This is a genomic window from Sphingobium sp. TA15 (assembly GCF_037101235.1).
Classification (GTDB): domain Bacteria; phylum Pseudomonadota; class Alphaproteobacteria; order Sphingomonadales; family Sphingomonadaceae; genus Sphingobium; species Sphingobium indicum.
Genome location: NZ_AP025355.1, coordinates 885,290 through 906,296, shown reverse-complemented (window position 1 = coordinate 906,296; position 21,007 = coordinate 885,290). Strand labels below are relative to the sequence as shown.

The 21,007-nt window shown below is 66.6% G+C and carries 18 protein-coding genes; 10 read left to right on the top strand and 8 right to left on the bottom strand.

Features of this window, described 5'->3' with window-relative positions:
- Positions 1-53: 53 nt before the first annotated feature.
- Positions 54-758 (bottom strand): uracil-DNA glycosylase family protein, encoded by a 705-nt coding sequence (locus Sj15T_RS04475; RefSeq protein ID WP_013040058.1) that lies wholly within the window; start codon positions 756-758, stop codon positions 54-56.
- A 139-nt stretch (positions 759-897) separates the two neighbouring features.
- On the opposite strand from Sj15T_RS04475, the gene Sj15T_RS04470 reads away from it, so the two are divergent.
- The 7 genes from Sj15T_RS04470 to Sj15T_RS04440 are packed head-to-tail and all read left to right on the top strand — an operon-like array spanning position 898 to position 8,772.
- Positions 898-2,550 carry an electron transfer flavoprotein-ubiquinone oxidoreductase gene (locus Sj15T_RS04470; RefSeq protein WP_013040057.1) on the top strand — a complete coding sequence of 551 codons (1,653 nt, stop codon included), beginning with the start codon at positions 898-900 and terminating at the stop codon, positions 2,548-2,550.
- 31 nt (positions 2,551-2,581) lie between these two features.
- Positions 2,582-4,204: a tetratricopeptide repeat protein gene (locus Sj15T_RS04465; RefSeq protein ID WP_081440691.1), complete on the top strand. Its 1,623-nt coding sequence runs from the start codon at positions 2,582-2,584 to the stop codon at positions 4,202-4,204.
- Positions 4,191-5,090 carry a 4-(cytidine 5'-diphospho)-2-C-methyl-D-erythritol kinase gene (locus tag Sj15T_RS04460; RefSeq protein ID WP_013040055.1) on the top strand — a complete coding sequence of 300 codons (900 nt, stop codon included), beginning with the start codon at positions 4,191-4,193 and terminating at the stop codon, positions 5,088-5,090. The genes Sj15T_RS04465 and Sj15T_RS04460 overlap by 14 nt, the downstream gene beginning before the upstream one ends.
- Positions 5,087-5,803: an N-formylglutamate amidohydrolase gene (locus Sj15T_RS04455; RefSeq protein ID WP_013040054.1), complete on the top strand. Its 717-nt coding sequence runs from the start codon at positions 5,087-5,089 to the stop codon at positions 5,801-5,803. Before Sj15T_RS04460 ends, Sj15T_RS04455 begins: the two co-directional genes overlap by 4 nt.
- Positions 5,804-5,819: 16 nt before the next feature.
- On the top strand, positions 5,820-6,176 hold the full coding sequence (locus Sj15T_RS04450) for a hypothetical protein (RefSeq protein WP_013040053.1): 357 nt from the start codon (positions 5,820-5,822) through the stop codon (positions 6,174-6,176).
- Positions 6,176-7,570 carry an NAD(P)H-hydrate dehydratase gene (locus tag Sj15T_RS04445; RefSeq protein WP_081440690.1) on the top strand — a complete coding sequence of 465 codons (1,395 nt, stop codon included), beginning with the start codon at positions 6,176-6,178 and terminating at the stop codon, positions 7,568-7,570. The genes Sj15T_RS04450 and Sj15T_RS04445 overlap by 1 nt, the downstream gene beginning before the upstream one ends.
- Positions 7,567-8,772 carry a class I SAM-dependent RNA methyltransferase gene (locus Sj15T_RS04440; protein ID WP_013040051.1) on the top strand — a complete coding sequence of 402 codons (1,206 nt, stop codon included), beginning with the start codon at positions 7,567-7,569 and terminating at the stop codon, positions 8,770-8,772. Before Sj15T_RS04445 ends, Sj15T_RS04440 begins: the two co-directional genes overlap by 4 nt.
- Positions 8,773-8,846: 74 nt before the next feature.
- Here Sj15T_RS04440 and Sj15T_RS04435 read toward each other — a convergent pair whose 3' ends face one another.
- From Sj15T_RS04435 to Sj15T_RS04425, 3 genes are all read right to left on the bottom strand, one after another.
- Positions 8,847-10,040, bottom strand: a complete 1,194-nt coding sequence (locus Sj15T_RS04435; protein ID WP_013040050.1) for a type III PLP-dependent enzyme — start codon at positions 10,038-10,040, stop codon at positions 8,847-8,849.
- A 148-nt stretch (positions 10,041-10,188) separates the two neighbouring features.
- Entirely contained in the window at positions 10,189-11,361 is a 1,173-nt protein-coding gene (locus tag Sj15T_RS04430; protein WP_013040049.1) for a carboxynorspermidine decarboxylase, read from the bottom strand.
- A gap of 92 nt (positions 11,362-11,453) precedes the next feature.
- Complete coding sequence (locus Sj15T_RS04425; protein ID WP_041386383.1) at positions 11,454-12,659, bottom strand: saccharopine dehydrogenase family protein; 1,206 nt, start codon at positions 12,657-12,659, stop codon at positions 11,454-11,456.
- A 452-nt stretch (positions 12,660-13,111) separates the two neighbouring features.
- Here Sj15T_RS04425 and Sj15T_RS04420 point away from each other — a divergent pair, with 452 nt between their 5' ends.
- A complete protein-coding gene (locus tag Sj15T_RS04420; RefSeq protein WP_041386381.1) occupies positions 13,112-13,897 on the top strand; it encodes a hypothetical protein in 786 nt (261 codons plus the stop codon).
- Positions 13,898-13,912: 15 nt separating this feature from the next.
- On the opposite strand, the gene Sj15T_RS04415 is transcribed toward Sj15T_RS04420, so the two are convergent.
- The 4 genes from Sj15T_RS04415 to murI form a co-directional block, all read right to left on the bottom strand.
- Entirely contained in the window at positions 13,913-15,496 is a 1,584-nt protein-coding gene (locus Sj15T_RS04415; RefSeq protein ID WP_013040046.1) for a cisplatin damage response ATP-dependent DNA ligase, read from the bottom strand.
- 137 nt (positions 15,497-15,633) lie between these two features.
- On the bottom strand, positions 15,634-16,626 hold the full coding sequence (locus Sj15T_RS04410; RefSeq protein ID WP_013040045.1) for a ligase-associated DNA damage response exonuclease: 993 nt from the start codon (positions 16,624-16,626) through the stop codon (positions 15,634-15,636).
- A gap of 186 nt (positions 16,627-16,812) precedes the next feature.
- Complete coding sequence (gene hemA / locus Sj15T_RS04405; protein ID WP_041386379.1) at positions 16,813-18,033, bottom strand: 5-aminolevulinate synthase; 1,221 nt, start codon at positions 18,031-18,033, stop codon at positions 16,813-16,815.
- A gap of 153 nt (positions 18,034-18,186) precedes the next feature.
- Positions 18,187-18,990 carry a glutamate racemase gene (gene murI / locus Sj15T_RS04400; RefSeq protein ID WP_013040043.1) on the bottom strand — a complete coding sequence of 268 codons (804 nt, stop codon included), beginning with the start codon at positions 18,988-18,990 and terminating at the stop codon, positions 18,187-18,189.
- A gap of 240 nt (positions 18,991-19,230) precedes the next feature.
- Here murI and plsY point away from each other — a divergent pair, with 240 nt between their 5' ends.
- Positions 19,231-19,845, top strand: coding sequence for a glycerol-3-phosphate 1-O-acyltransferase PlsY (plsY, locus tag Sj15T_RS04395; protein WP_041386377.1), 615 nt, complete (start codon positions 19,231-19,233; stop codon positions 19,843-19,845).
- Entirely contained in the window at positions 19,842-20,924 is a 1,083-nt protein-coding gene (gene dprA, locus Sj15T_RS04390) for a DNA-processing protein DprA (RefSeq protein WP_013040041.1), read from the top strand. The genes plsY and dprA overlap by 4 nt, the downstream gene beginning before the upstream one ends.
- The last annotated feature ends 83 nt before the right edge of the window (positions 20,925-21,007 follow it).

Here is a 21,007-nt window from a genome sequence, read left to right as displayed (position 1 = left end):
GATCGCGGCGAAAGCCATCGCCGCCGCGCAGGACGAAAGGGTGGTTGCGCGAATCACTTAGCCATTTCCTCGATCAGACCTTGCAGCACATGCCAACATTCCGCCTTTGCCGCGGGCTGGCCAAGCAGCAAACGCGGGTGAAATGTGGCGAAGACGGGTAAGGTGCCGCCGTCATGGTTAAAAACCCGTGAACCTGAATCCGTGGCGGGCAACAGGGTGCGGATCGTCCGGTCGCCCAGCAACAGCAATCTTCGCGGGGCGGCAAGCATCACATATGTGCGCATGCGCGCCGCGGCCGCCGACAGGTCCGACGCCTCCACCATTGCGCCCGGCGGGCGGGACAGGAAAAGGGACGCGAGGTGGACGTCCTGCCGTTGGAGCCCGATCGCCCGCAACATGGCGTCGAACAACTGTCCCGCGCGATCGCTGAGCAGCGTTCCGGCCCCGATGTCCGCCGGATCGGGCATGTCGGTGATGACCATGAGCGGAGCGTCGACGGGTCCGGCGGGCATGATCGCGGCGCCCGGCCAGCGCCGTTCCGGCTGCGCGGCATCCTGCGCAAGCCAGGTCAGGAAGGATTCGAGCGACTGGGGCCTCGGCTGGGCGGGACCGCCTTCGGGAACGGCAGCGCGTATCCGCGCCGACTGTTGAAGGGGACGCAACCAATTGGTCGGCTCCTCCCCCATGGCGCAATCCACGCCGGCCAGGCTCCACCACGCCATATAGGCATTGGCGGCGTCCGCCAGATTTTCCCGCATTAATCCCCGCATTGATTGTCTTGGGCCAGAGGTTGACGCCGTGGTCAAGTTTCTTCATCGCCCTCAGTGGTAAAACGTTTGGGTAGCGCGGCGACCGGATCGGGAGGGAAACCCACGGCGTCGACGGAATGGAGGGATTATGAGCGAACGGGATTCGATGCCCTATGACATCGTCATCGTCGGCGGAGGGCCGGCGGGGCTGTCTTCGGCCATCCGGCTGAAGCAGCTCGCGAACGAGGCCGGGCGGGAATTGTCGGTTTGCGTGCTGGAGAAGGGATCGGAAATCGGCGCCCATATCCTGTCGGGCGCGGTGGTGGACCCCAAGGCGCTGGACGAGCTCCTCCCCCAATGGCGCGACATGGGCTGCCCTATGGCGGAAGTGCCGGTGACGGACAACCAGCACTGGTTCCTCAGCAAGGGCGGCAAGATCAGCATGCCGCACATCATGACGCCGGGCTGGATGCACAACAAGGGCACCTACACCGGGTCGCTTGGCAATCTCTGCCGCTGGCTGGCCGAACAGGCCGAAGGGTTGGGCGTGGAAATCTTCCCCGGCTTCGCGGCGGCGGAAATCCTCTACCATGAGGACGGGTCGGTGAAGGGCGTCGCGACCGGCGACATGGGCGTCGACCGGGAGGGCAATCGCAAGCCCGACTATCAGCCGGGACTGGAACTGCATGCCCGCTACACCTTCTTTGCGGAGGGGGCGCGCGGCCATCTGACCAAGATATTGAAGCGCCAGTTCGCGCTCGACGCCGACAGCGAGCCGCAGGTCTATGGCCTGGGCATGAAGGAATTGTGGGACATCGATCCCGCCAAGCACAAGCCGGGCCTCGTCATTCATACCCAGGGGTGGCCGCTGACGGACGCTTATGGCGGCGGCTTCCTCTACCATCAGGCCAATGGGCAGGTGGCGCTGGGCTTCGTCGTCGGGCTGGGCTATCGCAACCCCTATCTCTACCCGTTCGAGGAGTTCCAGCGCTGGAAGCAGCATCCGGAAATCCGCAAATATCTGGAGGGCGGCCGCCGCGTTTCCTATGGCGCGCGGGCGATCAACGAGGGCGGCTGGCAGTCGATCCCGACCCTGGCCTTCCCCGGCGGCGCGCTGATCGGCTGTTCGGCGGGCTTCGTCAACGTGCCCCGCATCAAGGGCACGCATACGGCGATGAAGTCGGGCATGCTGGCGGCGGAATCCGCCTTCGCGGCGATCCAGGCCGAACGGTCGAGCGACGTGCTGGACGATTATGAGGCGAACCTGCGGTCGAGCTGGATCGCGACCGAGCTGCAACTGGTCAAGAATGCCGAGCCGCTGCTGTCGAAGTTCGGCAACAGCATCGGCACGGTGCTGGCGGGCATCGACATGTGGATGCGCACGCTGAAGATCGGCCTGCCCTTCACGATGAAGCACAAGCCCGACGCGGAGAAGCTGTGGCGCAAGGACGTGTCGAGGAAGATCGACTATCCCAAGCCCGACGGCGTGATCAGCTTCGACCGGCTGTCGTCGGTGTTCCTCAGCAACACCAACCATGAGGAGGACCAGCCGGTCCATCTCCAGCTCAAAAATCCGGAAATCCCGATTTCCTACAACCTCCCCCTTTATGACGAGCCGGCGCAACGCTATTGTCCGGCGGGCGTCTATGAAGTGGTCGGGCTGGACGAGGGCGAACCCCGCTTCCAGATCAACGCGCAGAATTGCGTCCACTGCAAGACGTGCGACATCAAGGATCCGACCCAGAACATCAACTGGGTCGTGCCCGAAGGCGGTGGAGGGCCGAACTATCCGAACATGTAGGCGTCTACCTCAACAGGCATTTGCTGTGATCCTGCTGGCGCTGCCCGCCGTGGCGGGCGCATCGGTGGACCCGGGCGGCGCATTGCATGCCTATATGCGGGGGCGCCTGGCCGATGACGACGGCGCTCCCGGCCTTGCGCTGACCAGCTATCGGCAGGCGCTGGCGGGCGATCCCGGCAGCCTGGATGTCGCCCGGCGCTCCTATTTCCAGGCGGTGATCAGCGGCGACATGGCGCTGGCGCTGCGCTCCGCCGCCGTGCTGGAGGGGGAGGGCATGCTGCCCCGCGACGGCACGCTGCTCCAGATCGCGGACGCGCTGAACCGCAAGGATTGGGCAGGCGCCCGCCTGATCGTCGATCGCCTGGTGGCGGAGGGCAATTTCGCCTTTCTGGCGCCGATCATGCGCAGTTGGATTTCGGTGGGCGAGGGGCGCTATGCGGCGCCCGTCATCGATCCCGCCGACCGCTTCGCGTCGCTCGCAAAGCGCTATCTTGACGAGCATCTGGCGCTGCAGGCGCTTCGCGGCGGCGATCTTCAGGCCGCCCGGCCAGCGATCAACCGCGCCCTTGCATTGCGGACGGCGGAGGCGGACGAACTGCGGCTGATCTTCGCGGGACAATTGGCGGCGCGGGGCGCCAGGGCGGAGGCGCTGGCGCTTCTGCCCGAAACCCACGCCAATTTCGCGCTGGCCCGCGAGGACATTGCGCGGGGCAAGGCGCTTTCGTTCCATGGCAGAGCGCTGACGGCGGGACAGGGTTTCGCCCGGCTGCTTACCCGGCTGGCCACCGACATATCCTCGGACGGCAGCACGGGGTCGCTGGGCATCAGGCTGGCCCGCATCGCCGCCTTTGCCGATCCTGCCGGGGCCACGCCCCGCATCGTCGCCGCCGATTTGCTGGGCCGGGGCGGCTATGCGGCCTATGCCGTCGAGGAGGCCCGCATGGTTCCCGGCACCGGCTGGCATGGCGCGCTGGCGCAGGCCGAATTGGTCGAGGCGTTGGCGGCGGCGGGACAGCGGCAGGAGGCGATCGTCCTTGCCCGTACCCTGGCCGCCGTGCCCAATGCAGAGCCGGAGCGCCATGTCCGCCTGGGCCAGTTGCTGATGCAGGAGAAGGATTACCGGGCTGCCGCATCCGCCTTCCGCACGGCGCAGGCCAGCTATTCGGGCGATGCCGTCCCCTGGGCGCTGCTGTTGTTCGAGGGCAGCGCGCTGGAACAGGGCGCGCGATGGGACGAGGCGCGCGCCGTGCTGGAGCGGGCGGCGAGATTGGCCCCAGACGAACCCGCCATACTCAATTATCTGGGCTATGCGCAGATCGAGCGGCGGCAGAATATGGACGCGGCGCTGGAGTTGCTGAAAAAGGCGAGCGCGCTGAAGCCGCAGGACGCATCGATCACCGATTCCCTCGGTTGGGCGCAGTTCTTGACCGGGGACATCGATGCCGCCGTGCCGATGCTGGAGCGGGCAGCGGCCGGCGCGCCCTCCGACGCGACGATCAATGAGCATCTGGGCGATGCGCTCTGGGCTGCCGGGCGGCGATATGAGGCGCGCTATGCCTGGCGCGCCGCGGCCGTCTTCGCCGAGGGAGAAACGGCGCAACGACTGGCCGCCAAGGCGAGAGAGGGGATGAAGCCCGAATATGCCGCACGTTGAAGCGGAGCATGCCGCCGCCCGCCCGGTGGAAGCGGGCGAACTGGTCGAAACCGCCTTCGCCAAGATCAATCTGGCGCTCCATGTCCGGGAAAGGCGGGCGGACGGCTATCATGCGCTGGAAAGCCTGTTCGTCTTCACCGAATTGGGCGACAGGCTGACGGGCCGCATCCGCGCGGATGGGGAAATCCGGCTGGAGATGGACGGGCCGTTCGGACCTCTGCTGGATGGCGGGCCGGACAATCTGGTGATCAGGGCGGCCCGCGCATTGCAGGACCATCTGGGGGACAGTCCCGGCGCCGACCTGCGGCTGACCAAGGTCCTGCCCGTCGCCTCGGGCATTGGCGGCGGTTCCGCCGATGCCGCGGCGGCGTTGCGGTTGCTGATGCGGCTCTGGAACGCGCCCGTGGCGCCCCAGCTTCTGGAACGCATCACCTTGTCATTGGGGTCGGACGTTCCCGCCTGCATCGGCAGCATCCCGCAAATGGTGCGTGGACGCGGCGAGATATTGCAGCCGCAGGCCATGGAGGGCCTGTCCGCCATGCCGATCCTGCTCGTCAATCCGGGCGTGGCGCTGTCGACCGCGCAGGTCTTCGGCGGGTGGGATCGACGCGACCGGGGGCCGCTTGCGGCAGGGGGGCTGGAGCAGCTGATCAGCGACGGGCGCAACGATCTGGAACCTCCCGCCATGGCCGCAGCCCCGGTGATCGCCGATGTGCTGGCGGCGTTGAAGACCTGCGCCGGATTGCGCCTTGCCCGCATGTCGGGATCGGGCGCGACCTGCTTCGCCCTGTTCGATACGGATCGGCAGATGGCGGAGGCGGCGGCAGCCTTGCGTGCGGCTCGGAACGGATGGTGGGTCGCGGAAACGAGGATCAGGGCGGCATGAGCGAGGCCTTTACCCAGATCGATGGCGGCGATCTCAATGTCCTGATCATTGCCGATCATGCCTCGGCGCATGTTCCGGCGGACATCGACCTTGGGATCGACTCAGCGTTGCTGGCCGATCATATCGCCGTCGACATCGGCGTGGCGGAGGTCAGCGCGCTGCTGGCGCGGCAATTGGGCTGCACGGCCGTGCTGGGCGGCGTTTCGCGGCTCGTCATCGACCTCAACCGGGAAGAGGATGCGCCCGGCCTGCTGCCCGTGATGAGCGACGGCCATGCCGTTCCGGGCAACCGCCATGCCGACCTGGCCGACCGGATGATGCGGTTCCATCATCCCTATCATCATCATGTCGCGCGGCTGCTGGAGCGCATGGCGTCGCCGTTCATCCTGTCGGTCCACAGCTTCACGCCCCGCCTCGCCAGCGATCCCGGCCAGAAGCGCCCCTGGGACATCGGCGTCCTCTACAACCGGGACGACAGGGCGGCGCGGATCGCCATTCCCATGCTGGAGGCGGCGGGGCTGAAGGTGGGGGATCAACTGCCCTATTCGGGCAAGGTGCTGAACGCCACGATGAACCGCCATGCAGAGGGGAACGGCATTCCCTATCTGGGCATAGAGATGCGGCAGGACCTGGTCGGTGACGCGGACGGGCAAAGGCGATTTGCCGACATATTGGCTCCAGTGGTGCTCGAATGCCGCGGCCGGCTCGCATGACGGGCGGGATGGAATGATGAGGCGGCGCGCCCTGATGAGCCTGCTCACATGCCTGGCGCTGGCCGGATGCGGCGGTTCGTTGGGGGCTGGAGAGCTGGCCGGCAAGGGAAGGGAACTGATCTCCTGCGCGATCGGCCCGGGCGCCGAATGGAGCGAGGACTGCCCCGTCGAACGGGATGGGGAACTGTTGACGGTGCGCCATGCCGACGGTGGCTTTCGGCGCTTCCGGATAGTCCATGACGGGCGCGGGATCGCGCCGGCGGACGGAGCGGAGGAGGCAAGCATTCTGGTCGCCGGCAAGGGCGCAATCGAGTTGAGCGTCGGACAGGACCGCTATCGCTTTCCCGCCCGCTTGTCCGAAGGGAAGAGATGATGCGCGGCCATGCGATCCTGACCGGCGCCGAGATGCGGGAGGCGGAACAGGCCGTCATGGCCGCCGGCATTCCCGAATATATGCTGATGGAGCGGGCGGGAGCCGCCGCTGCGGAGATCGTCTGGCGGGCAGGCGGGAAGCGCGACCTGCTGGTCCTTTGCGGCCCCGGCAACAATGGCGGCGACGGGTTCGTGATCGCGCGGCTGCTCCGGGCGCGGGGCGTGGCCGTGCGCGTCGCGGCGCTGGGCAAAAGCCGGACGGACTCCAGCATGAAGGCGCGGGAGGCGTGGGGCGGCCCGGTCGAGAATTTCCTCGACGCCGCGCCGGCGACGCAGATCGTGGACGCTCTGTTCGGCACCGGCCTGTCGCGTGGACTGGACGCGGAGGTCGCGACGAAGCTGCGCGCCCTCGCCGAACAGGCGAGCTTCAGCTATGCCCTGGACCTGCCGAGCGGCGTGCAGACGGACACGGGCGAACTGCTGTCCGATGTGCCCGGCATGGGCGTCTGCATTGCCTTGGGCGCTCTCAAGCCGGCGCATATGTTGCAGCCTGCCGCAACATGCTGGCAGCGGCTGGTCTGCGCCGACATCGGCATCGAGACGTCCCATGCGAAGATGCACCGGCTCGCTCCCCCGCAACTGCATCGCCCAGGCCCGGCCGCGCATAAATATAGCCGTGGACTGGTCGCCGTGGTCGGCGGCGAGATGGCCGGCGCCGGGCTGCTCGCAAGCCAGGCGGCCGCGCATGGAGGGTCGGGCATGGTCCGGCACCTGGTTCAGGGCCAGGTCCAGGAAGGGCCGGGCGCCATTATCGCGGAGCGGACCGATGCAGCGCAGGATGTGGCGCATAGGCTGAATGATGGCCGGTTCAGGGCGGTTCTGGCCGGCCCGGGGCTGGGACGCGGGAAGGGCGCTTCGGATCGGTTGACGGCGGTGCTTGCGGCCGGGCACCCGCTCGTTCTGGACGCCGATGCGCTGGTCCTGCTGGCGGAGGAGGGGCTGAATGCCGTTCCGCCGGGCGCTGTCCTCACCCCCCATGAAGGCGAATTCGTCCGCCTGTTCGGAAATCTGCCGGGCAGCAAGGTGGAGCGGGCGCTGGAGGCGGCAAGACGGTCCCGCTCGACGTTGATCTACAAGGGCAGCGACAGCATCGTCGCCGCGCCGGATGGACGCGCCGTCCTGTCGCCTCCCGGTTCTTCCTGGCTTTCGACGGCGGGAACGGGCGATGTGCTCGCGGGACTGGTCGCTGCTCGGCTTGCCGTCACGGGCGACGGATTTCGGGCGGCGTGCGAGGCGCTGTGGCTGCACGCGGAGGCCGCCCGGCGGGCGGGCGCGGCTTTCATCGCGGACGATTTGCTTGTGGAGCTGCCAGCGGCTATCGCCTCCCGCCTGTGACCGACCTCGACACCGACATCATCGTCCGCATCGCTGCCAAGGGCGACGGCGTGACCGCCCAGGGCCGCCATGTTCCGCTCGCCGCGCCCGGCGACCGGATCGCTGCGGACGGCGGCATCCTGCCGGGACCGCATCATGCCCACCCGCCATGCGCGCATTTCCCGACCTGCGGCGGATGCGAGTTGCAGCATGTCGACGATGCGAGCTACGCGGAGTTCGTGACGGCGCGCGTCGCGGGTGCCTTGGCGGGGCAGGGGGTGGAGCCGGGCATGCTCCTGCCGCCCCATATCTCCCCGCCCAAGGTCCGCCGACGCGCATCGCTGCGGGCGATCCGGCAGGGCCGGAAGGTCGTCATCGGCTTTGCGGAGTCGGGCAGCCATGTGCTGGTCGACCTGACTATGTGCGAAATCCTCGATCCCCGGCTGTTCGCGCTGGTGGCGCCGCTGAGGAGCCTGTGCGCCCTCGTCCTGCCGGAAAAGCGCGCCGCGCATGTTCGCATGTCGCTGACCGACCAGGGCGTGGACCTTTTGCTGGAGGGCGTGCGGATCGAAGGACTTGCCGCCGATGAGGCGCTCCTGGCCTTCGCGCAGCACCATGGGCTGGCTCGGCTGACCATCGACGAAGGCGAAGGTCCGCAGACCCGCTGGGAGCCGGAGCCGGTCACGGTCAGCTTCGGCGGCGTGCCGGTCGCCTTTCCGCCCTTCGCCTTCCTTCAGGTGACGCCCGACGGCGAAGCCGCGCTGGTGCGGGAAGCAGGCGCGGCCATGCCGGCACAGGGCGCCATTGCCGATCTTTTCTGCGGCCTCGGCACATTCGCGCTGGCCTTGGGGCAAGGGCGGCCGGTCTATGCGGCGGAGGCGGCGCGCGATCTGGTCCTGTCCCTCAAATCGGCTGCCAATCGCGCGCAGCGCCGCATGGCGGCGGATCATCGCGATCTGTTCCGGCGGCCGCTGACGCCCGCGGAGATCGATCGTTTCGCGGGAATCGTCATCGATCCGCCCCGTGCCGGAGCGCAGGAACAGGTGATGCAGCTTGCCGCATCGCGCGTGCCGGTCATCGCCTATATCTCCTGCAACCCTGCCAGCTTTGCCCGGGACGCGGCGCATCTGGTCGCTGGCGGCTACAGGCTGGAGCGGGTTCGGCCGGTGGGGCAGTTCCGCTGGTCCACCCATGTGGAACTGGTCGGCATCTTCCGGCGCTGAGCGCATTAGCCCCCCGCCGCGGGGGAGTGCGGCGAGGGGCCTTGCATCCTCTCCCCAGGGGGAGGCCTGAGCCTCTACCCCAGCTTGATGACAGTGGCGCGACGGCGGACCGGGACGGCGTCGACATAGAGGCTGGCCATAGGCTCATCCTCCACTTCGACGACAGCTTCGGACGTGAAGCCGTTGAAGCCGGTGCGCATCGCAGCGCCATAGGCGCCCAGCATGCCGATCTCTATATAGTCGCCCGCCTGCACGTCGTCCGGCAGCATGAAGGGGCCGACCATATGGTCCATGTCGTCGCAGGTGGGGCCATAGAAGGAGAAGCCGGTCAGTTCCGCCTCGCTCTCTTCCTCCCGCAGCAGGGCCACGGGGAAGCGCCAACCGATATGCGCTGCGTCGAACAGCGCGCCATAGGCGCCGTCGTTGATGTAGAGTTCGGTGCCGCGACGGCGTTCGACGCGCACGACGACCGAGCTATATTCGGCGGAAAGGGCACGGCCAGGCTCGCACCACAGTTCAGCCGAATAGCTGATCGGCAGGCTTTCGAAACCGCGGTGGATCGCGTCGAAATAATTTTCGAGCGCGACCGGCTCCATGCCTGGATAGATGGACGGAAAGCCGCCGCCGACATCGATGATGTCGACTGTGACGGCCGCATCGACGATCGCGGCGCGGACGCGCTCTATGGCGTCGCTATAGGCCTGGGGCGACATGGCCTGGCTGCCGACATGGAAGCAGATGCCCAGCGCGTCGGCGGCCTGGCGGGTGGCCATCAGCAGTTCGCGGGTTTCGCCCAGTTCCGCGCCGAATTTGGAGGCGAGGCTGAGTTCCGAATGTTCCGACGACACGCGCAGGCGGACGCACAGTTCCAGGTCCGTCGCGTCGTTGGTGGCGCGCATGATCTTGGCCAGCTCGTCCATCGAATCGAGCGAGAAGGTGCGCACGCCGTGGATGTGATAAGCCTCTGCAATCGCTTCCTCGGCCTTGACCGGGTGCATGAAGCAGAGCTTCGCCTCATTCCCTAGCGTCTCCGCGACAAGGCGCACTTCCGCGATGGACGCCACGTCGAAATGCGTGACGCCGCAAGCAAACAGGGTGCGGATCAGATCGGGAGATGGATTCGCCTTGACCGCATAGAGCGAGCGCCCCGGAAACTTCTCGGAAAAGAAGCGGGCGGCCCGGGCCGCAGCCTGGGGTCGAACAAGCGTTACCGGAGCTGCCGGTTTGAGGGTGGTCGCTACCCCCAGCGCGCTATGATGCTTGTGCAACTCAAGGGACCTCCAGGGTAGTCGTTGGCAAAGAAGCTGCCTTGCGGTGGAAGTCCCATGGGGCAGCGGAAGGGCGATATATGCGGCGGGGGTCCCCCTGTAAAGCGCGTCCGTAAATTTTGTTGCGCTTGCCGCTATGAAATGTGCGTCAGGAGAGGCGGGACTTGAAATCCTCGTAGGAAAACTGGCGGATTTGCTGGAGTTCGTCGGTTTCCGAGTTCCACAGCCAGATGGACGGCAGGGGCACGCCGTTGAATGTATTGGTCTTTACCATCGAATAATGGGCCTGATCGAGGAAGGCGATCCGCCGTCCCGGAGTCGCGCCGCCGGGGACTCGATAATCGCCGATGATGTCCCCTGCCAGGCAGGACGGGCCACCGAGTCGGGTGGGCTGGCCTTCCATCTCCTCATGCAGCATGGCGGGGCGGTAGGGGGCCTCTATGACGTCGGGCATGTGGCAGGTGGCGGAGATGTCGGTGATCGCGACGGGCATGCCGTTGTCGATGACGTCCAGGATTTCGCCGATCAGGATTCCGGCGTCCAGCGCCATGGCTTCGCCCGGTTCGATATAGAGCTCCAGGCCCGTCCGCGCCTTGATCCGCTGGAGGAAGGCGATCAGCAGGTCGGTCTGGTAATCGGCGCGGGTGACATGGTGGCCGCCGCCGAAGTTCAGCCATTTGAGACCGCCGACATGCGGCATGACGCGGGATTCGATGGCGGCCCAGGTGCGTTCCAGCGGCAGGAAATCCTGTTCGCACAGATTATGGACGTGCAGGCCGTCGACGCCCGCCAGATGTTCGGGGCGCAACTGGTCGATGGGGAAGCCCAGGCGGCTGTGGGGCTGGGAGGGGTCGTATTTGGGGACTTCGCCCTCCGCGTGGAGGGGATTTATGCGCAGGCCGATGTCGAAGTTCACACCGTTGTTGCGAGCATTTTCGATGACCGGACGCAGGCGGGCGATCTGGCCGGGGCTGTTGAAGATCACATGGTCGGAAATCTTCAGGATTTCGGCCAGATCCTCAGCCTTGTAGGCGGCGCAATAGGTGGCGATCTCGCCCCGATATTCCTCATGGGCGAGGCGGGCTTCGTAGATGCCGGAGGCGCAGACGCCGTCCAGATATTCCGCGATGACGGGGCCGAGGGACCACATGGAAAAGGCCTTGAGCGCGCCCAGCACCTTGATGCCCGCGCGGTCGCCTATGTCGCGCAGGACCGACAGGTTGCGGCGCACCGCGGCCTCGTCCACCACGAAGGCGGGCGAGGGGACGCGGTTGAGGTCGAAACGGGCGAAGGCGGCGGGGTCGCCGGCTTTGGTTTCCATGGGCATTCCATTCGATGCCGTGTTCCTGCGTAGGCAGGAACCCAGTTCAGACGGCGGGACTGGGCTCCTGCCTTCGCAGGAGCACGTGGCTTTTAAAAGTCGAGCGGCGCGGCCAGTTCCTTTACCTGCCAGGGCAGGCCGTGCTTGTTCAGCATGTCCATGAAGGGGTCGGGATCGAACTGTTCGATGTTGAACACGCCCTCCCCCTTCCACGCGCCGGTCAGCATCAGCGCGGCGCCGATCATCGCCGGGACGCCGGTGGTGTAGCTGACCGCCTGGTTGCCGGTTTCGGCATAGGCGTCCTCATGGTCGCACACATTATAGACATAGACGGTCTTCTGCTGGCCGTCCTTCTGGCCGGTCGCGATGTCGCCGATATTGGTCTTGCCCTTGGTGGTCGGGCCCAGGCTGGACGGTTCGGGCAGCACGGCCTTCAGGAACTGGAGCGGGATGATCTCCTGGCCGTTGTAGATGACCGGATCGATGCGGGTCATGCCGACATTCTGGAGCACCTCCAGATGCTTCAGATAGGCGTCGCCGAAGGTCATCCAGAAGCGGATGCGCTTGATTTCAGGGTAGAATTTGGCGAGCGATTCCAGTTCCTCATGATACATGAGGTACATGTTCTTTTCGCCCACCTGGTCGAAGTCGAACGGCTGCTTGTGCTTCAGCGCCGGGCCTTCGACCCACTTGCCGCCTTCCCAATGGCGGGAGGGGGCGGTGACTTCGCGGATGTTGATTTCCGGGTTGAAGTTGGTGGCGAAATGCTGGCCATGGTCGCCGCCATTGCAGTCGAGAATGTCGAGCGTGTCGATCCGGTCGAGCAGATGCTTCTTGATATAGCTGGCGAAGACGCTGGTGACGCCGGGGTCGAAGCCCGAACCCAGCAGCGCCATGATCCCGGCTTCCTTGAAGCGGTCCTGATAGGCCCATTGCCAGCTATATTCGAACTTCGCCGTGTCGCGGGGTTCGTAATTGGCGGTGTCGAGATAATCTGTTTTGGTCGCCAGGCAGGCGTCCATGATCGCCAGATCCTGATAGGGCAAAGCGAGGTTCACGACCAGCTTCGGCTGCACCCGTTCGATGAGGGCGACGGTTTCGGCGACATTGTCCGCGTCCACCTGCGCCACGTCGATGGTGACGCCGGTGCGGGCCTTCACCGATTCGGCCACTTTCTCGCAGGACACGATGCGGCGGCTGGCGAGGGTGATATGGCTGAAAATATCAGGGTTTTGGGCCATCTTGTGAACCGCGACAGAACCCACGCCGCCCGCGCCAATGACCAGAACCTTGCTCAATTCAACTTGCTCCATCGCTGTGCCGCGCCTCAGGCGCGAAAGCGCCCATATAGGGACTGTGCGTGACAGCGCAAAGTCGGAGGTTGGAGGAGGGGTGATCGACCCCTCTACCGTTCGCGCTGAGCCTGTCGGTGCTTCCTGAGCGACTGCCTTGGAGGGGTGCTTGTTTTGAAAGGAAGAAGTGAAGGACTTCGACAAGCTCAGCCCGAACGGGGGTGGGTTTTTGTAACGGGGGTGGGTTTTGTGACGGTGGTGGGTTTTGTGACGGTGGTGGGGTTCTCGTGACGGCGGTGGGGCTTTTTGTGACGGTGGCCGATTTGAGGATGCTGCGGACCACGGTTCATCTTCTCATCGGCATGGGGACGGTATATCAGGGGAAGCATCGCGGCGTGGGCATGGGGGGCGATGGAGAGGACATTGCTTTTCCGGCCTTGATCACGGGGGGAATGGAGATGGCGACAATCAGCGATGAGGCCTTGCGGCAGCGGGGCTTTCCGGATGCCGAGCGCAATTTTTTCCGCGTCATGGCGGTCGTGATGGCGATGGTCATCGTCGCGGGCTTTACGCTCAATCTGGCGATGGGGCGATCGACCTTTGCCGTGCCGGTCGTCTATCATGTCCACGCCTTGGTCTTTTTCGGCTGGGTGGCGCTCTATGTCGCGCAGAACTGGCTGATCGCGGGCAATCATGTCGCCCTGCACCGGAAGCTGGGCCTGCTGGCCTATGGCTGGGTTCCGGTGATGGTGGTGCTGGGCTTCGCCATCATGTTGACGTCGCTGCGCCGGACGGGCGGACCCTTCTTCTTCGACCAGAGCGAGTTTCTGTTCAGCAATTCGATGCTGCTGCTGCTTTTCGGCGCGATGGCGATGACCGCGTTGCGCCGCCGCCGCCACATGGGTTGGCACCGCCGGTTGATGATGACGGCCATGGCCATCCTGACCGGACCGGGACTGGGGCGGTTGCTGCCCATGCCGCTGTTCATTCCCCATGCCTGGCGGATCGGGATATTGGCGACGCTGATCTTCCCCGTGATCGGCATGATCGCCGACAAGCGGCGGCATGGCCATGTCCATGCGGCCTGGTTCTGGGGCGTGGGAGCGATCGTCCTGACGCAGATCCTCGCCGATCTCATCGCCTATAGCGGTTTCGGGATCGGCATTACGCAAGCCTTGCTGGAAGGAACGCCCGGAAGCGCGCGGCCCATAGAAGCTTTCCTTCCGCCGGCTTTCGGTTCCTGACGGCGGGACGGGCGGTCAGGTCAGGAACCGCCTGAGGCCGGCGATGCTGTCCGCCTCATGCGCCGGTTTGTCGCGGCGGATGCGGGAAATGCGGGGGAAGCGCATGGCGAGGCCGGATTTGTGGCGCCTGCTTTCGTGGATGCTGTCGAAGGCGACCTCCAGCACCAGCGACTTTTCCACCTCCCGCACCGGGCCGAAGCGGTTGATCGTGTTGGTGCGCACGAAGCGGTCGAGCCATTTCAGTTCCTCGTCGGTAAAGCCGCTATAGGCCTTTCCCACGGGCAGCAGTTCGCCCTCCTCCGTCCAGCAGCCGAAGGTGTAGTCCGAATAGAAGGACGAGCGTTTGCCGTGGCCGCGCTGCGCGTACATCATCACGCAGTCGGCGGTCAGCGGGTCGCGTTTCCATTTATACCAGAGCGCGGCCTTTCGCCCCGCGACATAGGGGCTGTCGCGGCGTTTGAGCATCACGCCCTCTATGGCGGCGTCGCGGGCGCCTGCGCGGATGTCGGCGAGGGCGTCGAAATCGGGCGCTTCGATCAGGGCGGACAGGTCGAAGCGGTGCGGGTCGAGTTGCGGGACGATGCTTTCCAGCCGGGCGCGGCGTTGTTCCCACGGCAGCGGGCGGAGGTCTTCGTCGGCGTCCAGCAATATGTCGTAGAGGCGGACGAAGGCGGGATAGTCTTCCATCATCTTCGCCGTCACCGCCTTGCGGCCCAGCCGTTGCTGGAGGGCGTTGAAGCTGGCGGCTTCTCCGCCCTGAAATTCGCCCTTCACCAGCAGTTCGCCGTCGAGGACGGCGTGGTGGCGCAGGGCCTGCGCTATGTCGGGGAAGCTGCCGGTGATGTCGTCCCCGGCGCGGCTGTAGAGGCGGGTTTCGCCGGGCGTGCCGACGATCTGGACGCGGATGCCGTCCCATTTCCATTCGGCGGCATAGTCGGTGAGGTCGACGCTTTCCGCCTCCAGCGGGTGGGCGAGCATGAAGGGGCGGAAGAAGGGCGTGCCCGCCGGGTCGGGGCGGTCGGCCTTCCCCTCCGCCCATTGGAAGAGGGCGGCATAGGGCGGGGCGAGGGCGTGCCAGCATTCCTCCACATCGTCGACGTCGAGGTTGAAGGCCTGCGCGAAGCCGGTCTTGGCGAGGCGGGCGGAGATGCCGACGCGCAGGCCGCCGGTCGCCAGCTTGAGCAGGGCGAAGCGGCCGGAGGCGTCGAGATGATCCATCATCCGGGCGAGGGTCGCGGGGGCGGCGGCGCGGCTGGTGGCGTGGAGCCGGTCTATGATGGCGGAGAGGGTGAGGGAGCCGTCGTCCACCTCCGGCGGCTGGTCTTCGGCCTTGGGCCAGAGCAGGGCGACGGTTTCGGCCAGGTCGCCGACATAGTCGCGGCTCATTTCGAACAGGACGGGGTCGACGCGGGCGCGGGTCATTTCGGCGATGGTGGAGGATTTTACGGCCTTCAGGTCCAGATTGCCGGTAAGGGCGGCGAGCGCCCAGCCCCGGTCGGGGTCGGGGGCGCTGCGCATATAGGCGGCAATGAGGTCCAGCTTGCCGTTGCGGGAGCGGGTGTAGACCAGGCCGTCGAGCAGTTGGGAGAAGGCGCGCATTTAATCCCGACCCCCGTTCGTTTCGAGCGCAGTCGAGAAACGAGGCAGGACTGAGTTCAGCGACGCCAAATGGTATGTGCGTGCTATCCGTTTCTCGACTGCGCTCGAAACGAACGGATGTGGCGTGATGGGGGCCATCAGCCCTCATCCTCGTCTTCGCGGCCGATCAGGGCCAGCGCGCGGGCTCGCATCTGGTGGGTCATGCACCAGTGGAGCAGGGCTTCCTCCCGGCCGTGGGTGATCCAGGTTTCGGACGGGGCGACTTCGCGGATGGTGTCGGTCAGTTCGTCCCAGTCGGCATGGTCGGAGATGATGAGGGGCAGTTCGACATTGCGCTGGCGGGCGCGCTGGCGGACGCGCATCCAGCCCGACGCCATGGCTGTGATCGGATCGGGCAGGCGGCGGCTCCAGCGGTCGTTGAGGGCGGAGGGGGGCGCCACGACGATGCGGCCGCGCAGGTCTTTGGCGGGTTGGTCTGTGGCGGGGCGCAGGTCGCCCAGATCGACGCCGAATTGCGCGTAGAGGGCGCACATGCGGTCGAGCGCGCCGTGGATGTGGATGGGGTCGCGATGCCCCCTGGCGCGCAGTTCGCCGATGAGGCGTTGCGCCTTGCCGAGGGCATAGGCGCCGACCAGGACGCAGCGGTCGGGATTGGCGTGGAGGGCGGCGAGCAGGCGGTCGACTTCGCTGCCGGTGTCGGGATGGCGGAAGACGGGGAGGCCGAAGGTCGCTTCGGTGACGAAAATGTCGCAGGGGACGGGCTGAAAGGGCTGGCAGGTGGGGTCGGGGCGGCGTTTATAGTCGCCGGTGACGACGACGCGCTCGCCCGCATGGTCGAGGACGATCTGGGCGGAGCCGAGGACGTGACCGGCGGGAATGTAGCTGATCGTGACGCCGTTCATGCGGATTTCTTCGCCATAGGGAAGCGCCGTGCCGGATGCGGTGCCGTAGCGCAGGGCCATGATGGCCAGCGTCTCCCGCGTGGCCCAGACATGGCCATGGCCGCCCCGCGCATGATCGGCATGGCCGTGGGTGACGAGGGCGCGCTCCTGAGGGACGGACGGATCGATCCAGGCATCGGCCGGGCGGACATAGATGCCGGTCGGGTGGGGTTCGATCCAGTGGGACATGGCTGTCTGAAATGGTGAGGGAGGCGGGTTGGTTCCGCAAGGGCTTTGCATGGGCGCGGGGTGGGGGGGGGGGCGCGTGGCGGCGTGGCGTTGCGCTTCGCGCCGTTGAAGATCGCCTCGGGTGTCGCGCCAGCCCACCCCCTAACCCCCTCCCGCTTGCGGGAGGGGGGATTTTTGATGCGGGTGTCAGGCTGCTTTCTTGAATTCCAGTTCCAGGCGGTCCCAGATTTCCACCAGGGCGTCGACCAGTTCGCGCATCATCTCTTCGTTGTGCGCCGGGCCGGGGGTGAAGCGCAGGCGTTCCGTGCCGCGGGGGACGGTGGGGTAGTTGATCGGCTGCACATAGGCGCCATATTCGGCGAGCAATATGTCGCTGATCCGCTTGGCCTTCACCGGATCGCCCACCATCAGCGGGACGATGTGCGTGACCGAGGGCATGACCGGCAGGCCCGCTTCGGCCATCATCCGCTTGAGGGTCGCGGCGGACGCCTGCTGGCCGTCGCGTTCCTCGCTCGACTGCTTGAGGTGGCGGACGCTGGCCAGCACGCCCGCGACCAGCACCGGCGACAGGGACGTCGTGAAGATGAAGCCGGGCGCATAGCTGCGGATCACGTCGACGATCATCTGGTCGGCGGCGATATAGCCGCCCATGACGCCGAACGCCTTGCCCAGCGTGCCTTCGATGATGGTCAGGCGATGGGCGACCTCATCCCGTTCGGAAATGCCGCCGCCGCGCGCGCCGTACATGCCGACCGCATGGACCTCGTCCAGATAGGTGAGCGCGTTATATTCGTCGGCCAGATCGCAGATTTCGGCGATGGGGGCGATGTCGCCGTCCATCGAATAGACGCTTTCGAAGGCGATCAGCTTGGGCGCGTCGGGGTCTTCGGCGGCCAGCAGTTCGCGCAGATGGTCGACATCATTGTGGCGGAACACCCGCTTTTCGCAGCCCGAATTGCGGATGCCCGCGATCATGGAGGCGTGGTTCAGCTCGTCGGAGAAGATGATGCAGCCGGGCAGGATCTTCGCCAGGGTGGACAGCGTCGCCTCGTTCGAGACATAGCCGGAGGTGAAGAGCAGCGCGCCTTCCTTGCCGTGCAGGTCGGCGAGTTCCGCTTCCAGGTCGACATGATAATGGGTGTTGCCGCCGATGTTGCGGGTGCCGCCGGAGCCTGCGCCGACATCGTGCAGCGCCTCCTCCATCGCGGCGACGACCTTGGGGTGCTGGCCCATGGCGAGATAGTCGTTGGAGCACCAGACGGTGATCGGCTTGGGCCCGTTATGGCCGTGGAAGCAGCGGGCGTTGGGGAAGGCGCCCTTGTTGCGCAGGATGTCGATGAACACCCGATAGCGACCTTCGCTATGGAGCCGGTCGATCGCCTGCGTGAAGATATGCTTGTAGTTCACTTGAACGCCCAGTCCCTGTTCCCGCATCCCCTCTTTAGAGGGGCATTTATCCGCTGTTTCGGCCTATTACCAGTGATAACCGCTCGCAGCCTTAGGGAGAATTACCTATCACACTGATAGAAAGGCTTGCGATTGGACCAAAGGTCCACCCCTTCAAAGCCCCTCTATCCTTGGCAGGCCATAGCTTTCAAGAGCGGGGCGGAGCCGTTCGACGCTCTCGTCCAGGCGGGTGAAGACGGCGGTGCCGGGCTGCGGTTCCGACGGCCATGGCTGCCCCTGGGTCAGATAGGCGATGCGGCGGGCAATTCCTTCACCGCCGTGCACGAAACGGAGCGGGCGGGGCGATGCGGCGGCCAGTTCGGCCTCCACCAGCGGGAAATGCGTGCAGGCGAGGACCACTATGTCCATCCGGTCGCCGCCGGGCTGGTCGAACAATCCGGCCAGAGCGTCTCGCGCCACGGCGGGGTCCAGTGGTTCGCCGCGCAATTTCGCTTCGGCCAGTTGCACGAGGGCAGCCGAGCCATGGCGCAGGACCGTGCAGTCGGAGCCATGTTCGGCGGCGAGCCGGTCCACATAGGGCTGGCGGACCGTGGCGTCGGTGCCGAGCACGCCGAAGACCCGGCTTTGCGAGAGCAGCGCGGCGGGCTTGATCGCGGGAACGGTGCCGACGACGGGGATGTCCAGCGCGGCGCGGACTGCCGACAGGGCGATGGTGGAGGCGGTGTTGCAGGCGATGACCGCCAGGCGCGGGCGGTAGCGTTCGACCAGGCGGCCCAGCAATGCGGGCACGCGGGCGGCGATCTCCGCCTCGCTCCTTGTGCCGTAGGGGAAGCCTGCGCTGTCCGCCGCATAGACGACCGGGGCGTGGGGCAGGGCGGCTTGGGCGGGGGCCAGGATGGAAAGGCCGCCGACGCCGGAATCGAAGAAGAGCAGGGGTGCCTGGGGTGCGACTGTCATTATGGTCCGACATGTCGCGGGATGGGGCGGGCCTGTCAACATGGGAGGGGGATCATGTTGAGGTTGGTGGAGGGGAATGGGCGCGACCTGTGGGTTTCCCCTCCACCATTCGCTTCGCGAACGGTCCCCCTCCCCATCTGCGATGGGGAGGAATGGGATGGGTTTCCATATATGTCGCCTTCGCCATTGCCCGGCGCGTTGGGGGCGCTATGGTCGCGCCGCAACTATTTCGGCGAGATCATGACTCCTCCCTGGCTTCTTCCCGCATTCGTCCTGCTGATCGGTTATCTGCTGGGTTCCATACCCTTCGGGCTGTTGCTGACGCGCTTCGCAGGGGCGGGCGACCTGCGCAAGATCGGGTCGGGCAATATCGGCGCGACCAATGTGTTGCGGACGGGGCGCAAGGGGCTGGCGGCGGCGACGCTGCTGCTCGACCTGCTGAAGGGCGGAGCAGCGGTGCTGGTGGGCGCGGCGCTGGTCGAGGGCGGCGGGCCGATGGCGGGGGCCATGGCCTTCATCGGCCATTGCTATCCGGTCTGGCTGCGCTTTGCCGGGGGCAAGGGCGTGGCGACCATGATGGGCGTGGTGACGGCGCTTTACTGGCCTGCCGGGATCGTCTTCGCGGTCGTGTGGCTGGGCGCGCTGTTCGGGACGAAATGGTCGTCCGTGGGTGGCATGGCGGCGGCGATGAGCGCGCCTGTCGCCATGTGGTGCTTCGGCCGGATCGACCTGGTCCCCGTCGCGCTGGCGCTGGCGCTGATCGTGCTGTGGCGGCACCGGGAGAATATCGCGCGCCTCCTAAGGGGCACCGAGCCGAAGGTGGGCGCTTCGAAAAAGGCTCCGACCGGGGAATGAGCGAGCAGGAGCGGTTCAACCGCTTGCGCCTGATCCGTTCGCCGCGCATCGGCCCTGTCACCTTCCGCCAGTTGATGGCGCGCTTCGGCACGGCGGGCGAGGCTTTGCGGGCGCTGCCGGACATGGCGGCGCGGGGCGGCGGCAAGGCCAGCATCGTCGACGCGAAGATAATCGAGCAGGAAATCGCCCGCAGCCGGGCGGCCGGCGCCCGCTACCTGATCATGGGCGATGCCGATTACCCCTTCCTGCTCGACCAGATGGAGGGCGCGCCGCCCGCTCTGATCGTGCGCGGCGACGTGTCGCTGGCGGCGCGGGAATGCGTGGCGATGGTGGGGGCGCGCAATGCCTCCGCCGCCGCGTGCCGGTTCGCCCGCATGCTGGCGCAGGAACTGGGGCAGCGGGGCGCGGTGGTGGTGTCCGGGCTGGCGCGGGGCATCGATACGGCCGCGCATCAGGGCGCGCTGGAGAGCGGCACCATCGCCGTCATCGCCTGCGGCATCGACATCGCCTTTCCGCCCGAAAATGCGGAGTTGCAGGAGCGGCTGGCCGAGCAAGGGCTGCTGGTCACGGAGCATCCGCCGGGCACGCAGCCGCTGGCTCGGCAGTTCCCGGCGCGCAACAGGATCATCGCCGGGCTGGCACGGGGGACCGTCGTCGTGGAAGCCGCGCCCCGGTCCGGTTCGCTGATCACGGCGCGGCTGGCGGGGGAGGCGGGACGGGAGGTGATGGCGGTGCCCGGCTCCCCGCTCGATCCCCGCGCCCAGGGGTGCAACCAGTTGATCCGCGAGGGCGCGGTGCTGATCCAGAACGCCGCCGACGTGATCGAGGCGATCGGCGTCATCGACGCGCGCATGGTGCGGCAGGGCGGAGGCGACTTTGCGGGCGAGCCGCCGTCGGGCGACGTGGCCGAGCGGGAGCGGGCGTCGGTCGTCGCGCTGCTGGGGCCGGCGCCCGTGCCGGTGGATGAACTGATAAGGCTGTCGGGCCTTGGCCCCGCCGTGGTGCAGACCGTGCTGCTGGAACTGGAACTCGCCGCCCGGCTGGAACGGCATGCGGGCGGGAAGGTCAGCCTGTCGTGACGGGGCGTCCTGACCGTGCGGAATGCCGCCTGCATCGCGGCGGCTTGACGGGGGGCGGAAACAGCTTTCAGACTCGCGCGTGT